A 14783-nucleotide genomic window follows, 5' to 3' on the forward strand; every position below is an offset into this window, starting at 1 on the left:
GACTTAAATCTAGTTCTCATCTTGTACTCTATTGAAGCAGTTTCCGTAACAACGAGATTTATAATATCACGAACAAATAGAAGTGGCAATAACTTTTTTGGTTTTTTTCATATTTTTTTCTCAGACCAACTTATATGCGGCTTTCAAACAAAAAACAAGCCCCTGATATAGGGGCTTGCAGACATATTCTATTTAGTTCGCACGGTACACACTGCGAAGGACATTTGTTTGTGAGCGGTCTGGACCGACAGAGAAAATAGAAAGCGGAATGCCTGTCAGCTGAGACACACGCTCAAGATAATGGCGCGCATTTTCCGGAAGCTCGCTCAAGCTCTTCGCACCTGTAATATCCTCAGTCCAGCCTGGCATTTCTTCATATACCGGCTCACATTCAGCAAGTGCCTTAAGACTTGCTGGGAATTCTTCAATGATTTCGCCTTTGTAGCGGTATGCCACACAGATTTTCAACGTTTCAATTCCTGTTAGGACGTCAATTGAGTTCAGAGAAAGATCTGTAATTCCGCTCACACGGCGGGCGTGGCGGACAACAACGCTGTCAAACCAGCCGACACGGCGCGGGCGGCCTGTTGTTGTTCCATATTCGCGTCCGACTTCACGGATTTGATCGCCGATTTCATCTTTCAGCTCAGTCGGGAAAGGACCGTCGCCGACACGAGTCGTATATGCTTTTGATACACCGACAACGTGCTTGATTTTGGTCGGGCCGACACCAGAACCGATCGTGACACCGCCGGCAACCGGGTTAGATGACGTAACAAACGGGTATGTTCCTTGGTCGATATCGAGCATAACCCCTTGTGCGCCTTCAAATAATACACGGCGCCCTTCATCAAGAGCATCGTTTAAGACAACAGATGTATCGCAAACATATTTTTTAATCTGCTGGCCGTACTCATAATATTCGTCTAAGATATCCTCAAGTTTAAACCCTTCTGTCTCGTACATTTTCTCGAGAAGACGGTTTTTTTCTTCAAGATTGCGCTCAAGCTTTTCCGCAAACGCGTCACGGTCTAACAGATCCGCGATGCGAATTCCGATGCGGGCTGCTTTATCCATGTAAGCAGGGCCGATTCCTTTTTTCGTTGTGCCGATCTTGTTAGCCCCTTTACGCTCTTCTTCCACTTCATCCAATTTCAAATGATACGGCAGAATGACGTGAGCTCTGTTGCTGATTCTCAGGTTATCTGTACTGACGTTGCGCTCATGAAGATACGCAAGCTCTGTGACTAATGCTTTCGGATCTACAACCATTCCGTTTCCGATTACACACGTTTTATCCTTATAGAAAATTCCAGACGGGATTAAGTGAAGCTTATATGTGATTCCGTCAAACTTGATTGTATGCCCTGCGTTATTTCCGCCTTGATAACGGGCGATCACTTCTGCATTTTCTGATAGGAAATCTGTAATTTTACCTTTTCCTTCATCGCCCCATTGCGTACCTACTACAACTACTGAAGACATGTCCGTGCACCTCCGTTAACCTTTCAAAACGATTCTATTCAAACAAATCAAGTTTATCAGTGAAGAAACAGAAAGTCAATTGTAAATCCGAACATTAAATTATTGTAAATCTATATTCGTTCGCTTCCATTCGTTTTATAAGCGTTTTCTCACGGTTTTGTCATAAAAAGCTTGCGAAACTTTCATCCTTTAGCATAAGAAAGAATCACTTGCCTGATATCCCTTTTGAATTCATAAAAACGACCCGCCAGCCGTCCGGGTCCTCTATCGTCACTCCCCCATTGCTCCAGTACGGGTTCTCTGATTCGACCTCTTGATAGCCCATGTGCTTTAGCTTTGAAGTGATCGCTGCCAGTTCATCTGCATTCGGCACATAAAAAACAAGAAGGCTGTCGGGATGGGGAACGGGGGCAGTGCTTCCACCTTCATACTGGGTGAATTCCAAATGATAATCGGCATGAGGAAGGCCGAACATGACACCGTCATACCCGTTATGCTGTGAAAATTCTCCTATTCGTTTCAAACACAGTCCCTCTTCGTAAAAACGAATAATCTCATCAAGCTGGCCCGTAGGACGCGCAATTCGGATTTGTGCTGCGTGAAAAGACGAAAAACGTTTTCCCATATTGTTACCATCTCCTTTTTGCACCATTTTATTAAAACGCTTTCAAAATTTCATCCGCTGAGCGAACGGTATTTCTTCCATCTTTCGAATGAAAAAAACCCCAAGAGCAGCTCTTGGGGCTTATGCGCCGGGCGGAACGCCTGCGTCATCAAAACGCCGTTCCAGGTTGACGAATTTGTTGTATTCTTTTACGAACGCAAGAGACACGGTTCCTACCGGGCCGTTACGCTGTTTGGCGATAATAATTTCGATAATATTTTTATTCTCGGTTTCTTTGTCATAGTAGTCATCACGATAAAGGAACGCGACAATATCCGCGTCCTGCTCGATACTTCCTGATTCCCGGATATCAGACATCATCGGACGTTTATCCTGACGCTGCTCAACACCCCTGGAAAGCTGAGAAAGCGCGATAACAGGGACTTGCAGCTCCCTGGCAATCGACTTCAGTTCACGGGAAATTTCAGATACTTCCTGCTGACGGTTGTCCTTTGAACGACCGCTTCCCTGAATCAATTGCAAGTAATCGATCAAAATCATGCCCAGCCCGCTTTCCTGCTTCAAGCGGCGGCACTTGGCACGGATTTCACTCACTCGAATCCCCGGTGTATCGTCGATGTAAATCCCGCTGTTCGACAGGCTTCCCATTGCCATCGTCAGCTTGCCCCAATCCTCTTCGGTCAGGTTACCTGTACGGAGATTCTGGGCATTGATATTTCCCTCGGCACAGAGCATACGCATAACGAGCTGCTCTGCACCCATCTCAAGACTGAAAATTGCTACGCTCTCATCGGTCTTTGTCGCCACGTTTTGTGCGATGTTCAGGGCAAAGGCTGTTTTCCCTACTGAAGGACGGGCAGCCACAATGATCAAGTCGTTGCGCTGGAAACCCGCAGTCATCCGGTCAAGCTCCGTAAACCCTGTTGGAATCCCCGTGATATCACCTTTTCGATTGTGAAGCTGTTCGATATTATCATAGGTCTGGACAAGGACGTCCTTAATATTTTGGAAGGCACTCGTGTTTTTACGCTGTGCCACTTCCATAATCGTCTTTTCCGCTTCACTTAGTAAATCCTCGACCTCATCCTCACGGGTATACCCGTCTTGAGCAATCGTTGTCGCAGTTCTGATTAATCGGCGAAGAATCGATTTTTCCTCAACGATTTTCGCGTAATATTCTATGTTAGCCGCTGTCGGCACCGAGTTTGCGATATCTGTCAAATATGAAATGCCGCCTACTTCTTCCAGCAGGTCTGTGTTCGCAAGCTCTGATGTTACTGTCACCAGATCAACCGGTTCACCTCGGTCACCGAGCACCAGCATCGCATTATAGATTTTTTGGTGGGACATTCTATAGAAATCATCTGGAATCAATACTTCTGAAGCCAGTGTTAAAGCAGACGGCTGTAAAAAAATAGCGCCTAACACGGCTTGTTCGGCTTCTATATTTTGCGGAGGAAGCCGGTCATTCAGAAGGTCTGTCATGCTAAGCACCGTCCTCTCATTAAAAAATCTCCAACCTCCATTCTACCATTTCTACAGAAAAAAAATAGAAAAATTGTCTGTTTCCTGTTTTTTTCAGTTAGCAGATTGGATCGTTTCGGACAGTAACAAGGCGGGAAAAATGCAATAAAACATGAGGGAGGAATGAAAGATGATAAAGAAATATGCGATTACACCTAATGTTGATGCGGACGGCTGGTTTATTGAGGTGGAGAATGTAGCGCCGACAGCTTTGTATACGTCTAAAGACGCCGCTATTGAAAAAGCCAAACAGGTGGCTAAGGAAAACAGTCCGTCTAAGCTTGTAATTTATGACCAGTTTAAAAATGTGGAAGAAGAACACTCATTTTAATGAATGAAAGCCTTCGCTGCAGCGAGGGTTTTTTAGCGGTTATCGGTTTATTTCATCCATTGGATGCCTATGTGCATCATCAAATCTGCCGCTTTTTGATACAGATCCCACTCCCCGATCGAAGCAAATTTCCCCATCAGCTCCTGAAGCTTTAGCCTCATTGCTATATATTCTTCGAAAGTGACAGCTTTTTCAGTGTCTATTTGGTGTTCCTTCAGCATTTGTTTTAATAAGGATAACGGTGCGTGCATAAGAACCCTCCTTACCTCTTTTATAACGGTCATTTTCCGATTGCTCTATTCCTTTGTGACATCTTCTTACATTTCACATCTGATTCTTGTACAATGGACAGAAGAGAGGAGGGATCTTTTGTGAGACCTTTGCAAATTTCTGCTGAAACTGCACAAAAGCTTGCAGAGTCCTTGAATCTGCCGCTTGAACAGATCATGCATATGCCTCAGCATATTCTGCTTGCCAAAATGGCTGAACTGCAAAAAGAGGACAAATCATAGCGTTCATTCACATACTTGCTTACCTGTTTCGGGATAATATCATGTATATGTTAGAAAAGAGGAGTAACTGCTTTGCCACATCCACATAATAAAAAAATCCAATCATTTTGGCTGATCACCGGCATTATCTTTATCGCCTTTAACTTACGGCCCGCGATCACTTCAGTCGGTCCGGTCATCAGCTCTATCCGGGCAGAGCTGCACATGTCCAATGGGGCAGCCGGTTTTTTGACCGCACTGCCGCTGCTTTCGTTTGCAGTTCTTTCTCCGCTTGCACCTAAGCTTGGACAGCGCCTCGGAAATGAGCGAACTTTATGGCTAGGTCTCGTGATACTGCTGATCGGTGTTTTGACTCGTTCTACCGGCTATACTGCCGCTTTGTTTTTCGGAACGGCACTTATCGGAGTCGGGATTGCGATTGGTAACGTACTTTTGCCAAGCTTAATCAAACATAAATACCCTGAAAAGCCAGGGATCATGATTAGCCTGTATACGACATCAATGAATATATTCGCAGCTTTAGCATCAGGTGTCAGCGTTCCTTTAGCGACCCAGATGAATGGCGGATGGAAACAAGCCTTTCTCTTATGGGGCGGGCTGGCTTTGCTTGCATTGCTGATCTGGATACCTCAGCTGCGCCATCGAGATATGGCAAACCAGACAATGAAGCTGCAATCCAGTTCCATTTGGGCTTCCAAAATGGCATGGTATGTCACCATCTTTATGGGCCTGCAATCGTTTTTATTTTACAGCAGCATCGCTTGGTTTCCTGAAATTCTCCGTTCACACGGGATTGATACGGCAACAGCCGGATGGATGGTATCACTCATGCAATTTGCGAGTCTGCCTTCCACTTTTCTGACACCAGTTTTAGCTGACCGTGTGAAACAGCAGCGTGGTATCGTTGCGGCGCTGGCCTCAGTTTATCTGATCGGCCTCTGCGGATTATTAGCGGGCGGAAGCCATACATTGCTTGCCATCTGGATGATCATTATCGGTATCGGACAAGGCTCCAGCATTAGTCTGGCGCTCACTTTGATTGGTCTCCGCAGTGAAAATGCCCAACAGGCCGCTGCGCTGTCAGGCATGTCTCAGTCATTCGGCTACCTGCTGGCAGCAGTCGGGCCAATCTTTGTCGGCTATCTCTTTGACCAGACGCATTCTTGGACGATGCCGATTGTGCTTCTCATTGCTGCCCTGATCGTAATGGGAGCAGCCGGACAGGGAGCCGGACGAGATCGATACATTTTCCAGTCAGAAAAACAAAGAAATTCAGCATAAAGCGGGGAAGATATCTCCGCTTTTTTCTTTGAATATTTATGGTTTATTCATAAGTTTTTCATATTTGTTTTTTACAATGAGACACCATAAAGAGGTGAAAAACGATGAAAACCAAACGATTCGACGCAGCCCTTATTCTTATTTTGCTGGCAGCAGCTTTTTTGAATACGTATCACATTTGGCAGGATGATACAGCAAACCAGTACTATTTGGCGGCTGTAAAAAGCATGACGCAAAGCTTCCATAACTTCTTTTATGCGTCATTTGACCCTTCTGGATTTGTGACAGTAGATAAGCCTCCTGTCGTGTTATGGATTCAAACGATTTTCGCACTGATTTTCGGTGTTCACACGTGGAGTGTCATCATTCCCCAGGCTCTTGCCGGAGTTGGATCTGTCTTCCTTCTCTACAGAATGATCAAGCCGACTTTTGGAGTTGGAGCGGCCCGCATTGCCGCACTTGTCATGGCACTGACCCCTATCGCAGTAGCTGTCAGCCGGACAAACAATATTGACAGCATGCTTGTCTTTACCTTATTGCTCGGTTCAGCTTGCCTGCTTCGGGCAGTAAAACAAGGCAAGCTGGTTTGGCTGCTGACGGCATTTGCCCTAATTGGGCTCGCCTTTAATATGAAGATGATGCAAGCGTTTATGGTATTGCCTGCATTTGTGTTATTCTACCTGGTTGCATCCCGGGTTTCTCTGAAGAAAAAAATCGGGTCCCTGCTTCTGTCTCTTGTCCTTCTGACAGGCCTTTCACTCTCATGGGCGATTGCAGTGGATTCAGCCTCTTCCTCAAGCCGGCCTTATGTAGGAAGCAGCCAGACCAACTCAGTGCTAGAACTGGCCTTTGGCTACAACGGCACAGAGCGTCTGCTTGGGCAAACTACGGGCCTGGCAAAGGGTGATATGAATGCTGCTGGCGGAGGGAAGATGCAGAATCAAGACAACATGCAAGCGCCAAATAGCAACGGTTCATCTTTTTCTCAGAACGGAAATCAATCATTCGGAAACCATTCACAGGCGCCCCAGCCGCCTAACGGACAAACCGGCGCTCTCAATGGAGGCGGAGGCACACCTCCCACAGGTGGCAACGGACCTGGAAATGGAGGGCCTGGCGGTGGAGGCGGAAAAAGCGTGAATATGTTCGGCACCGGTGATCCTGGACCGCTTCGTCTCTTCCAATCAGCACTTTCCGGCCAAATCAGCTGGATGCTTCCATTCTCATTGATCGGATTACTGGGCGCAATCGTCAGCTGGTACCGTGATCGCCGCGGACATGCTGCTGAAATGAAAGAAACGCTATTCTGGGCGGCTTGGCTTGTTCCCGTGGCTGGTTTCTTCAGCATCGCAGGATTCTTCCACCAGTATTATTTGATTATGCTGGCACCGCCGATTGCCGCCCTTTCTGGTATCGGATGGTATTCGATGCACCGCTTATACAAAAATAATCAAGACTGGTCCAGCTATCTTCTGCCGGCAGCCGTTCTGATCACAGCCGCGTTCCAGGTGTATATTCTGAGTGCTTATACAAGCCAAATCGGCAGTGTATGGATGTATGTCCTGGGGCTCTTAGGACTGGGCATCACCCTTGCACTTCTGATGCTTAAACGCAGCCATCCGTTCAGTAAGCAGCTGACCATCAATAGCTTGTGCGTTCTGCTTCTCACACCAGTTTACTGGTCAGCAACGCCGCTTCTATACGGTGGCAACAGCGTCCTTCCTGAATCCGGCCCGCAGCTCAAAGGCTCAGCAAACGGCGGGAACATGTTCTCTTCAGAGGTCGACAGCGGGCTCCTGTCCTATCTGAGAAAACACAATACCGGCGAAGAATACTTATTTGCTACTTTGACAACCGTAACAGCTGCGCCATACATCATTTACGAAAATGAATCTGTTATGGCAATGGGCGGATTTAACGGCACGGATCCCATTCTGACTGTGTCGGAACTGAAAAAACTGATCAAAGAAGGCAAAGTGAAATACTTCCTTCTGTCAGAAAACAACTCAGGCAACAGCGAACTTGTTTCCTGGATTAAGAAAAACGGAAAAGAAATAACATCTGACGAGTACAGCGGTTCCTCCAGCAGCACGAACAGCGTGCAGGGAATGCGAGGAGGACCTGGCGGAGAAAGCCAGCAAACTCTTTATCTCATGGAATAAAAAAAAGAGGCTTGGATGAATCCAAGCCTCTTTTCTATTAAGCTTCTTCTTTTACATGTACCTTTAACACAGCCTGCACTTCAGGATGCAGCTTCACAGGCACGTTCGTATATCCTAATGCACGAATGCCGTCCGGCAGTTCAAGCTTCCGCTTATCTACTTTAATGTTATGGTCTTTTTGGAGCTGTTCAGTAATTTGCTTGCTTGTCACTGAACCAAATAAACGGCCGCCCTCACCTGATTTTGCGCTAAGCTCAACAGTCAGTTTTTCTAATGTCTCTTTCAAGCTCTTAGCCTGCTCAAGCTCAGCAATGGCTTCTTTTTTCTCTTTCTGCTTTTGTCCGTTTAGCGCGCTGATGTTTGAAGCGTTCGCTTCAACCGCGAGGCCTTTTTTAATTAGAAAGTTATGCGCATAACCGTCTGCTACGTTTTTGACTTCGCCTTTTTTTCCTTTTCCTTTTACATCTTGTAAGAAAATAACCTTCATCTCTGTACGCCTCCCTCAAAATACTCATCTATGGCGTGCTTCAGCCGTTCCAGCGCTTCAGAAACTGAAATGCCGGACAACTGAGTCGCCGCATTTGTTAAATGCCCTCCGCCTTCCAGGGCCTCCATGATGATCTGAACATTTACCTCGCCAAGCGACCGCGCACTGATACAAACCGTTTGTTCATCCCGTCTCGCCACCGCAAATGAAGCCTCAACCTCACTCATCGACAGCAGCGAATCGGCAGCCTGCGCAATCAGCACTTGATCGAAGTATTCCTCTTCATTTTCAGGAAGAGAAGCAATCGCAATGTTATCTTTATAGAGGACCGTATGCTGGATCAGCTTCGCCCGTTTAATATAGGAATCAACGGTTTCTTTCAGGAACTTCTGCACCAGCACCGTGTCGGCTCCTTTTGCCCTTAAATAAGAAGCCGCATCAAAAGTCCGCGAGCCCGTGCGGAGAGAAAAGCTCTTTGTATCCACTATTATACCAGCTAATAGGGCTGTTGCTTCAATCATATTGATTTTTAAACGCTTCGGCTGATATCCAAGCAGCTCTGTCACCAATTCCGCTGTGGAAGAAGCGTATGGTTCCATATAAACAAGCAGCGGATCTCTGATAAACTCCTCACCTCTTCGGTGATGGTCGATGACCACGATATGTTCAATTTTATTGACCAGCCGTTCCTCCATGACGAGTGACGGCTTATGTGTATCAACGATCACAAGCAGTGTGTCATCATTGGAAATCTCCATTGCTTCTTCAGGCGTAATAAATCTTGACCACAGTTCTTCATATTTTTTGATTTCCCCAATCAAACGCTGCACACTTGATCCGATTTGGTTTGGGTCAATCACGATAAAGCCATCTTTGTTATTTGCCTGAGCCACCTTTAAAATCCCGATCGCTGCGCCGATAGAATCCATGTCGGGGAATTTATGCCCCATGATAATCACATTGCTGCTTTCGGTGACGATTTCCTTTAAGGCGTGAGAAATCACGCGGGCCCGCACCCTTGTTCGTTTCTCCATTGGGTTTGTTTTACCGCCGTAAAACTTCACCTTGCCGTTTGGCAGCTTAATGGCTACCTGGTCTCCGCCGCGTCCCAGTGCTAAGTCCAAGCTGGATTGCGCCAAATCGCCAAGTTCTTTCAGGGAAGAGACTGAAGCCCCGACACCGACGCTTAACGTCAGCGCTACACCGTCAAACGAGGTTTTTTCCCGCACTTCATCAAGAATCGAAAACTTCGAATTTTCGAGTTCAGTTAAGATGTGTTCATTAAGTACAGCGATAAAGCGCTCTGAAGACGTCCTTTTCAAGAAGATCCCGTACTCCTGCGCCCAAGCGTTCAGCAAAGATGTCACCTGGCTGTTCATCGTGCTTCTCGTCTGGTCATCCAATCCTTGTGTCACATCATCATAGTTATCAAGGAAAATATATGCCAGGACGGTTCTTTCGTTTTCATATAGCTTTTCAATCTGAATTTGTTCTGTTACATCAAAGAAATATAAGAGACGCTCATCCCGTTTGATGACAACCCTAAACTTGCGGTCATTCAATGTAACCGTTTCCGATTCCACCTCTTGTTTGATAAGCGGCACTACCGATTCACAAGTATCGTAAAGTGATCTCCCCACTAAAGTGCTTTCATTAAAGCAAGAGGAAAGAAACGGATTTGCCCATTCTATATAATATTGGTCATTAAAAAGCATGATTCCAATCGGCATTTCCATCAATGCCTCTTCACCGACTTTTTTCAACCTGTAGGACAACGTAGAAATATAAGCATCAATCTCTTGTCGAATAAGAGAATCAGCACGCTTAATAAAAAACAAAATAACTGCCAGCAGCAGCACTTCAACGGTTCCTAATATCCAGTTAAAATAAAAGCTGATGAGGATTGTAATAATTGACAGAGCAATCAATGCATAGATGGGATACCGAAACAGCGGTTTTTCATAAAAGCTTGGCATTTCTATCACTCCCCACCATGTGAGTAAAACTCATGTTCACTTCACCTTATTCCTTATATGAAAGCCCATATCTAAAACGCCTAAAATGCGAATGGCTGCCATGAAGACCGGATGCACAAACCCAAGTATGACAGCAATCACAGCCGCAGCCTTTGGATATTGTTTCTTATGGCAATAGAAAAAGATAAATGATAAACCTTGGATGAAAATCAGAAACCCGAGTATAAACTCCCCATTTAAAGCGATAGAGTACAGCATTTGGCCTTTTTCTAAAGGCAAAAATGAAAGCATGACAATAATCAAATACAGTACTACAACACTTTGCGGAAACTTCAACTCTCTAAAAGGCTTTAGATTAGGAATATCGGGGGAGAATCGCCTTAAGAGCGGCTTAGCGATAAGGTAACTGAGGAAAGAAAAAATAACTCCTACCATCACAATAGCTGTTGGAAAAAGATATTGAACGATACCCAATTGTTCTTCCATCAGTTTTAATTGCTTCTCAAACTGTCCAGCATTGCCCGACTGCTTCGCTACAGTTTCTACCATATCAAGAGATTGCCGGTATTGTGTCATCGCCTCATCAATGATATTGATACCCAAAAACTGAATGCTTATCACATAATAGAAGACAATACTAAGCATATAAATAAGAGCGCCCGAAATAATGGCGTGCCCGGGCTCTTTCCTTTTGAAAAAATGTCCCATGGCAATGCCGGCGCAAGCTGACATAAAAGCTACAATAAGCCCGTTAAAGGACCCGACAATAAAAACAACCGGAAGACTGACAGCGCCCATCCATATCCCTAGCTTCAATCCATGTCTGATCGTATACAAGATCATTGGCAGCGGCAGTGCAAATAACAGAATTGTTCCAATCACAGGAACATAAACGACCAGAAGCGTGATGATCGCAAACAGACTGATTAAAATAGCACCTTCCATTAAAGCTCTCGTTTGTTTCACTTAGTCACCTCGTATCATCCTGAACATACGAATAGAAAAGAGCAGCATAAACGACTGCTCTTTTTCATCGCTGCAACATACTTTGCACCGAATGTTTTTATATCATCTCTAAATTTTACTTTTATATTTTAACATAAGTCCAAATCGCAAGTAAAATGACGCTAATGTTTCATGTGAAACATGAAAAATGAAAAGACATTCTTTGAAAAGAATGCCCATCACAATTAATGTTTATCATCCATAAAGCCAGAAGATTCCTTGTTTTTCTTTTTCGTTTTTCTGACATACATAAAAATTAAGATCACCAGTAAAAGGGTTGTTGCTTGCAGAACGCCGCTGCTAAACAAGAAAAAGTTCTTTATCATGTCCCACATTGTGTTTCACCTCTTTGTGCATGTTCTCAACCCGTATCCTATATAAGGTGAATTTCCCTTTTTAAAAACTTCAAAACATCATGAACAACATTGAGCGTTGGGCATATGCTGATATGGAATCTGATCGATAAAGGAGAATTTTCACATGGATGAACGCAGAACATTGGCTTGGCATGAAACATTAGAAATGCACGAGCTGGTTGCTTTTCAATCAAACGGACTCATTAAACTGAAGAAAATGATAAGAGAAGTAAAGGACCCTCAGCTCAGACAGCTTTATAACGTGTCTATTCAGGGCGTTGAGCAAAATTTGAGAGAGCTTCTTCCGTTCTTTCCACAGGCTCCGCACAGAGAGGATGAGGAAGAAGAACGCGCAGATAACCCATTTTACAGCGGTGATCTGCTCGGTTTTGCCAAAACATCTGTCCGCAGCTATGCCATCGCAATTACAGAAACAGCAACACCTCAATTAAGAAACGTACTGGTCAAACAGCTGAATGCTGCCATCCAGCTGCACGCCCAAGTTTATCGATACATGTATCAGCATGGATATTATCCGTCTTACAACCTTTCTGAACTGTTGAAAAACGATGTCAGAAACGCCAACAGAGCCATTTCAATGAAATAAAACAAGCAGCAAAGGAGTTTTCCCTTTGCTGCTATTTCTGCTGATCCTTCAGTAAGCCGTTCGAACGATAAGATTCCAGCACGTCTCTGTTGGATTCTCCCCATTCTTTCATTTGCAAAACAATCGGTTCAAGCGTTCGTCCGAATTCCGTCAGAGAGTACTCAACCTTGGGCGGCACCTGTTGATAAACCTCACGATGCACGATGCCGTCCGCTTCCAGCTCCCTCAGCTGAAGAGTAAGCATTCTTTGAGTAATACTCGGGCAGATTCGCCGAAACTCATTAAATCGTTTCTTGCCATCTATCATGTGATAAAAAAGAATTCCTTTCCACTTTCCGCCAATGACATCTAGAGTAAATTCAACTGGACAGCCTTCTTTGTTCGGGTATATATTCTTTTTTCCACTCATTCTTGACCCTCCAATAGTACCTTTTTTGATACTACATTACATTTTGCAACTAAGCTACCCAGTATTTTACACACCTTTTCTCCTTAGCTCAAAGAAAATGCTTCTTATTCACATCAATTTTTAAGGGTTTGCATGATTACACCTGCAGCCAGACGTGTTAAACTATATAAAGATTACACTACTTAAAAAAAGGATAGGAGCTATCATGGAAAAGATACTTATTTTCGGACACCAAAACCCAGACACAGATACGATTTGTTCTGCGATCGCTTATGCTGATTTGAAAAACAAACTCGGCTACAATGCTGAGCCTGTCCGTCTCGGACAAGTCAACGGCGAAACACAATACGCGCTTGACTATTTCAAACAAGAAAGCCCGCGTCTTGTTGAAACAGCTGCAAACGAAGTAAACGGCGTTATCCTGGTTGACCATAACGAACGCCAGCAAAGCATCAAAGACATTGAAGAGGTTCAGGTTTTAGAGGTTATCGACCATCACCGCATCGCTAACTTTGAAACAGCTGAGCCGCTTTACTATCGTGCTGAGCCTGTAGGCTGTACGGCTACCATCTTAAACAAAATGTACAAAGAGAATAACGTGAAAATCGAGAAAGAAATTGCCGGCCTTATGCTGTCTGCGATCATTTCTGATTCCCTGTTATTTAAATCTCCAACTTGCACAGACCAAGACGTAGCGGCAGCAAAAGAGCTTGCGGAGATCGCTGGCGTAGATGCTGAAGAATACGGCTTGAACATGCTGAAAGCAGGCGCTGATCTAAGCAAAAAAACAGTGGAAGAGCTCATTTCTCTTGATGCGAAAGAATTTACACTCGGCAGCAAGAAAGTCGAAATCGCACAAATAAACACAGTGGACATTGAAGATGTGAAAAAACGCCAAGCTGAATTAGAAGCTGTGATCTCAAAAGTTGTGGCTGAGAAGAATCTTGATCTGTTCCTTCTCGTTATCACAGATATCTTAGAAAATGATTCACTTGCTCTTGCAATCGGTAACGAAGCAGCGAAAGTGGAAAAAGCGTTCAACGTTACTTTAGAAAACAACACAGCCCTCTTAAAAGGCGTTGTTTCCCGTAAAAAACAAGTCGTTCCTGTCTTAACAGACGCAATGGCTGAATAAGCAAAAAGCATCCCGCATCGGGATGCTTTTTCTTATTCACCCAGCTTCTCAATTTGTCCCATCACATCAGTAATTTGCTTTGCGTTTTGGACCAGGTCTGACTGCTCCAATTCTTTAAGCGATACCTTGCCTTCCTCGGCTTGTTTCAACACCTCTTCAGCGCTTTTCTGCAAGGTTTCGTTATGCTCCTGAATGGTTTGATGAATCTCCGCTGCGGCATCAGGCGGCGTTAATTCATTAAAATCAGCGGCATCCTTCTGAATCGACTCAAGCTGCGCTTCAAGTTTTTCTTTCGCCTCGGTGTCATTTACAGCTTTCTCAGCCAATTCAGGCGCTTCCTCTGCAAATGTCTTCACCTTCTCCACATACCCCGCTGCTTCACTCGTATAGTTCAATCCGTCGTTCACCTGATCAAGCATGCCGCATCCGCCTGCACTCAAAAGTCCCACTCCGGCAAGTACTGTCAAAATGATCTTCATCTTCAGCCCCCTCATCGTTTCTTTTTCATTTTTTCTTTTAAGATCGGAATCAATTTCTCTTTCGCTAACGGCAGCCCTTTCCTCACCAATTCACGCTTCAGCCACTTTTTCAGCTTAGACATTATGATGCTCCTCTCCCTTTTTGATAAAAATGAAAAAACTCCACCAATTTGGTGAAGTTCCTGAAACAAAAAGACCTTCACCAAATCAGATTTGGCAAAGGTCTCGCTAACAATGAGATTGCCAGCAAAGCCGAGGACACCTTGTCCCGTAATGACGACTTTACTGTGAAAGCTACTCCCCTTTGGAGTGTTCATTTTTATTACTTTCATTCTAAAGCACCGATCTGTTCCAGTCAAATTCCAGCCGTTTATATAAAAGCGCGCTGTGGTATTTAAAATTTGAATGG

The 14783-nt window shown here is 44.7% G+C and carries 17 protein-coding genes; 6 read left to right on the forward strand and 11 right to left on the reverse strand.

Annotation, left to right across the window (positions count from 1 at the left end):
- Positions 1-192: 192 nt before the first annotated feature.
- The 3 genes from purA to dnaB all read right to left on the reverse strand — a co-directional run bounded on the left by purA (position 193) and on the right by dnaB (position 3595).
- The gene (gene purA / locus AC07VD_RS04960) at positions 193-1485 is read right to left on the reverse strand and encodes an adenylosuccinate synthase (protein WP_003226929.1); all 1293 of its coding nucleotides are present in this window, start codon (positions 1483-1485) and stop codon (positions 193-195) included.
- A 205-nt stretch (positions 1486-1690) separates the two neighbouring features.
- Entirely contained in the window at positions 1691-2110 is a 420-nt protein-coding gene (locus AC07VD_RS04965; RefSeq protein ID WP_024572954.1) for a VOC family protein, read from the reverse strand.
- Between the two features lie 120 nt (positions 2111-2230).
- Positions 2231-3595: a replicative DNA helicase gene (dnaB, locus tag AC07VD_RS04970; RefSeq protein WP_003226923.1), complete on the reverse strand. Its 1365-nt coding sequence runs from the start codon at positions 3593-3595 to the stop codon at positions 2231-2233.
- Between the two features lie 169 nt (positions 3596-3764).
- Here dnaB and AC07VD_RS04975 point away from each other — a divergent pair, with 169 nt between their 5' ends.
- Positions 3765-3965 carry a DUF2188 domain-containing protein gene (locus AC07VD_RS04975; RefSeq protein WP_003226922.1) on the forward strand — a complete coding sequence of 67 codons (201 nt, stop codon included), beginning with the start codon at positions 3765-3767 and terminating at the stop codon, positions 3963-3965.
- Between the two features lie 47 nt (positions 3966-4012).
- On the opposite strand, the gene AC07VD_RS04980 is transcribed toward AC07VD_RS04975, so the two are convergent.
- The gene (locus AC07VD_RS04980) at positions 4013-4216 is read right to left on the reverse strand and encodes a hypothetical protein (RefSeq protein ID WP_003244312.1); all 204 of its coding nucleotides are present in this window, start codon (positions 4214-4216) and stop codon (positions 4013-4015) included.
- Between the two features lie 120 nt (positions 4217-4336).
- Between AC07VD_RS04980 and AC07VD_RS04985 the strand changes: the two genes are divergently transcribed.
- The 3 genes from AC07VD_RS04985 to AC07VD_RS04995 all read left to right on the forward strand — a co-directional run bounded on the left by AC07VD_RS04985 (position 4337) and on the right by AC07VD_RS04995 (position 7920).
- Positions 4337-4477, forward strand: a complete 141-nt coding sequence (locus AC07VD_RS04985; RefSeq protein WP_003242786.1) for a YycC family protein — start codon at positions 4337-4339, stop codon at positions 4475-4477.
- Between the two features lie 72 nt (positions 4478-4549).
- Positions 4550-5758, forward strand: coding sequence for a CynX/NimT family MFS transporter (locus AC07VD_RS04990; protein ID WP_326248701.1), 1209 nt, complete (start codon positions 4550-4552; stop codon positions 5756-5758).
- A gap of 104 nt (positions 5759-5862) precedes the next feature.
- Entirely contained in the window at positions 5863-7920 is a 2058-nt protein-coding gene (locus tag AC07VD_RS04995; RefSeq protein WP_217017358.1) for a glycosyltransferase family 39 protein, read from the forward strand.
- A gap of 37 nt (positions 7921-7957) precedes the next feature.
- Here the strand turns inward: AC07VD_RS04995 and rplI are convergent, their stop codons facing one another.
- The 4 genes from rplI to AC07VD_RS05015 all read right to left on the reverse strand — a co-directional run bounded on the left by rplI (position 7958) and on the right by AC07VD_RS05015 (position 11723).
- Positions 7958-8407 (reverse strand): 50S ribosomal protein L9, encoded by a 450-nt coding sequence (gene rplI, locus AC07VD_RS05000; RefSeq protein WP_003226915.1) that lies wholly within the window; start codon positions 8405-8407, stop codon positions 7958-7960.
- Positions 8404-10383 (reverse strand): cyclic-di-AMP phosphodiesterase GdpP, encoded by a 1980-nt coding sequence (gdpP, locus tag AC07VD_RS05005; RefSeq protein ID WP_494721516.1) that lies wholly within the window; start codon positions 10381-10383, stop codon positions 8404-8406. Before gdpP ends, rplI begins: the two co-directional genes overlap by 4 nt.
- A 36-nt stretch (positions 10384-10419) precedes the next feature.
- On the reverse strand, positions 10420-11349 hold the full coding sequence (locus AC07VD_RS05010; protein ID WP_124059546.1) for a YybS family protein: 930 nt from the start codon (positions 11347-11349) through the stop codon (positions 10420-10422).
- A 224-nt stretch (positions 11350-11573) separates the two neighbouring features.
- Entirely contained in the window at positions 11574-11723 is a 150-nt protein-coding gene (locus AC07VD_RS05015) for a hypothetical protein (protein WP_003226909.1), read from the reverse strand.
- 145 nt (positions 11724-11868) lie between these two features.
- On the opposite strand from AC07VD_RS05015, the gene cotF reads away from it, so the two are divergent.
- The gene (gene cotF / locus AC07VD_RS05020; RefSeq protein ID WP_003243364.1) at positions 11869-12351 is read left to right on the forward strand and encodes a spore coat protein CotF; all 483 of its coding nucleotides are present in this window, start codon (positions 11869-11871) and stop codon (positions 12349-12351) included.
- A 31-nt stretch (positions 12352-12382) separates the two neighbouring features.
- Here the strand turns inward: cotF and hypR are convergent, their stop codons facing one another.
- The gene (gene hypR, locus AC07VD_RS05025) at positions 12383-12760 is read right to left on the reverse strand and encodes a transcriptional regulator HypR (RefSeq protein WP_014478546.1); all 378 of its coding nucleotides are present in this window, start codon (positions 12758-12760) and stop codon (positions 12383-12385) included.
- 205 nt (positions 12761-12965) lie between these two features.
- Between hypR and AC07VD_RS05030 the strand changes: the two genes are divergently transcribed.
- The gene (locus AC07VD_RS05030) at positions 12966-13895 is read left to right on the forward strand and encodes a manganese-dependent inorganic pyrophosphatase (RefSeq protein WP_348709186.1); all 930 of its coding nucleotides are present in this window, start codon (positions 12966-12968) and stop codon (positions 13893-13895) included.
- 32 nt (positions 13896-13927) lie between these two features.
- Here the strand turns inward: AC07VD_RS05030 and AC07VD_RS05035 are convergent, their stop codons facing one another.
- Complete coding sequence (locus AC07VD_RS05035) at positions 13928-14374, reverse strand: DUF6376 family protein (protein ID WP_029878352.1); 447 nt, start codon at positions 14372-14374, stop codon at positions 13928-13930.
- Between the two features lie 11 nt (positions 14375-14385).
- The gene (locus AC07VD_RS05040) at positions 14386-14706 is read right to left on the reverse strand and encodes a hypothetical protein (protein ID WP_142997456.1); all 321 of its coding nucleotides are present in this window, start codon (positions 14704-14706) and stop codon (positions 14386-14388) included.
- Between the last annotated feature and the right edge of the window lie 77 nt (positions 14707-14783).

Source organism: Bacillus sp. GW821-FHT01G09 (assembly GCF_059422205.1).

What these genes read in the sequence shown, in the direction of transcription:
- purA (WP_003226929.1), bottom strand. Translation starts at nt 1,485, where the DNA reads ATGTCTTCAGTAGTTGTAGTAGGTACGCAATGGGGCGATGAAGGAAAA.
- AC07VD_RS04965 (WP_024572954.1), bottom strand. Translation starts at nt 2,110, where the DNA reads ATGGGAAAACGTTTTTCGTCTTTTCACGCAGCACAAATCCGAATTGCG.
- dnaB (WP_003226923.1), bottom strand. Translation starts at nt 3,595, where the DNA reads ATGACAGACCTTCTGAATGACCGGCTTCCTCCGCAAAATATAGAAGCC.
- AC07VD_RS04975 (WP_003226922.1), top strand. Translation starts at nt 3,765, where the DNA reads ATGATAAAGAAATATGCGATTACACCTAATGTTGATGCGGACGGCTGG.
- AC07VD_RS04980 (WP_003244312.1), bottom strand. Translation starts at nt 4,216, where the DNA reads ATGCACGCACCGTTATCCTTATTAAAACAAATGCTGAAGGAACACCAA.
- AC07VD_RS04995 (WP_217017358.1), top strand. Translation starts at nt 5,863, where the DNA reads ATGAAAACCAAACGATTCGACGCAGCCCTTATTCTTATTTTGCTGGCA.
- rplI (WP_003226915.1), bottom strand. Translation starts at nt 8,407, where the DNA reads ATGAAGGTTATTTTCTTACAAGATGTAAAAGGAAAAGGAAAAAAAGGC.
- gdpP (WP_494721516.1), bottom strand. Translation starts at nt 10,383, where the DNA reads ATGCCAAGCTTTTATGAAAAACCGCTGTTTCGGTATCCCATCTATGCA.
- AC07VD_RS05015 (WP_003226909.1), bottom strand. Translation starts at nt 11,723, where the DNA reads ATGTGGGACATGATAAAGAACTTTTTCTTGTTTAGCAGCGGCGTTCTG.
- cotF (WP_003243364.1), top strand. Translation starts at nt 11,869, where the DNA reads ATGGATGAACGCAGAACATTGGCTTGGCATGAAACATTAGAAATGCAC.
- hypR (WP_014478546.1), bottom strand. Translation starts at nt 12,760, where the DNA reads ATGAGTGGAAAAAAGAATATATACCCGAACAAAGAAGGCTGTCCAGTT.
- AC07VD_RS05030 (WP_348709186.1), top strand. Translation starts at nt 12,966, where the DNA reads ATGGAAAAGATACTTATTTTCGGACACCAAAACCCAGACACAGATACG.
- AC07VD_RS05035 (WP_029878352.1), bottom strand. Translation starts at nt 14,374, where the DNA reads ATGAAGATCATTTTGACAGTACTTGCCGGAGTGGGACTTTTGAGTGCA.
- AC07VD_RS05040 (WP_142997456.1), bottom strand. Translation starts at nt 14,706, where the DNA reads ATGAAAGTAATAAAAATGAACACTCCAAAGGGGAGTAGCTTTCACAGT.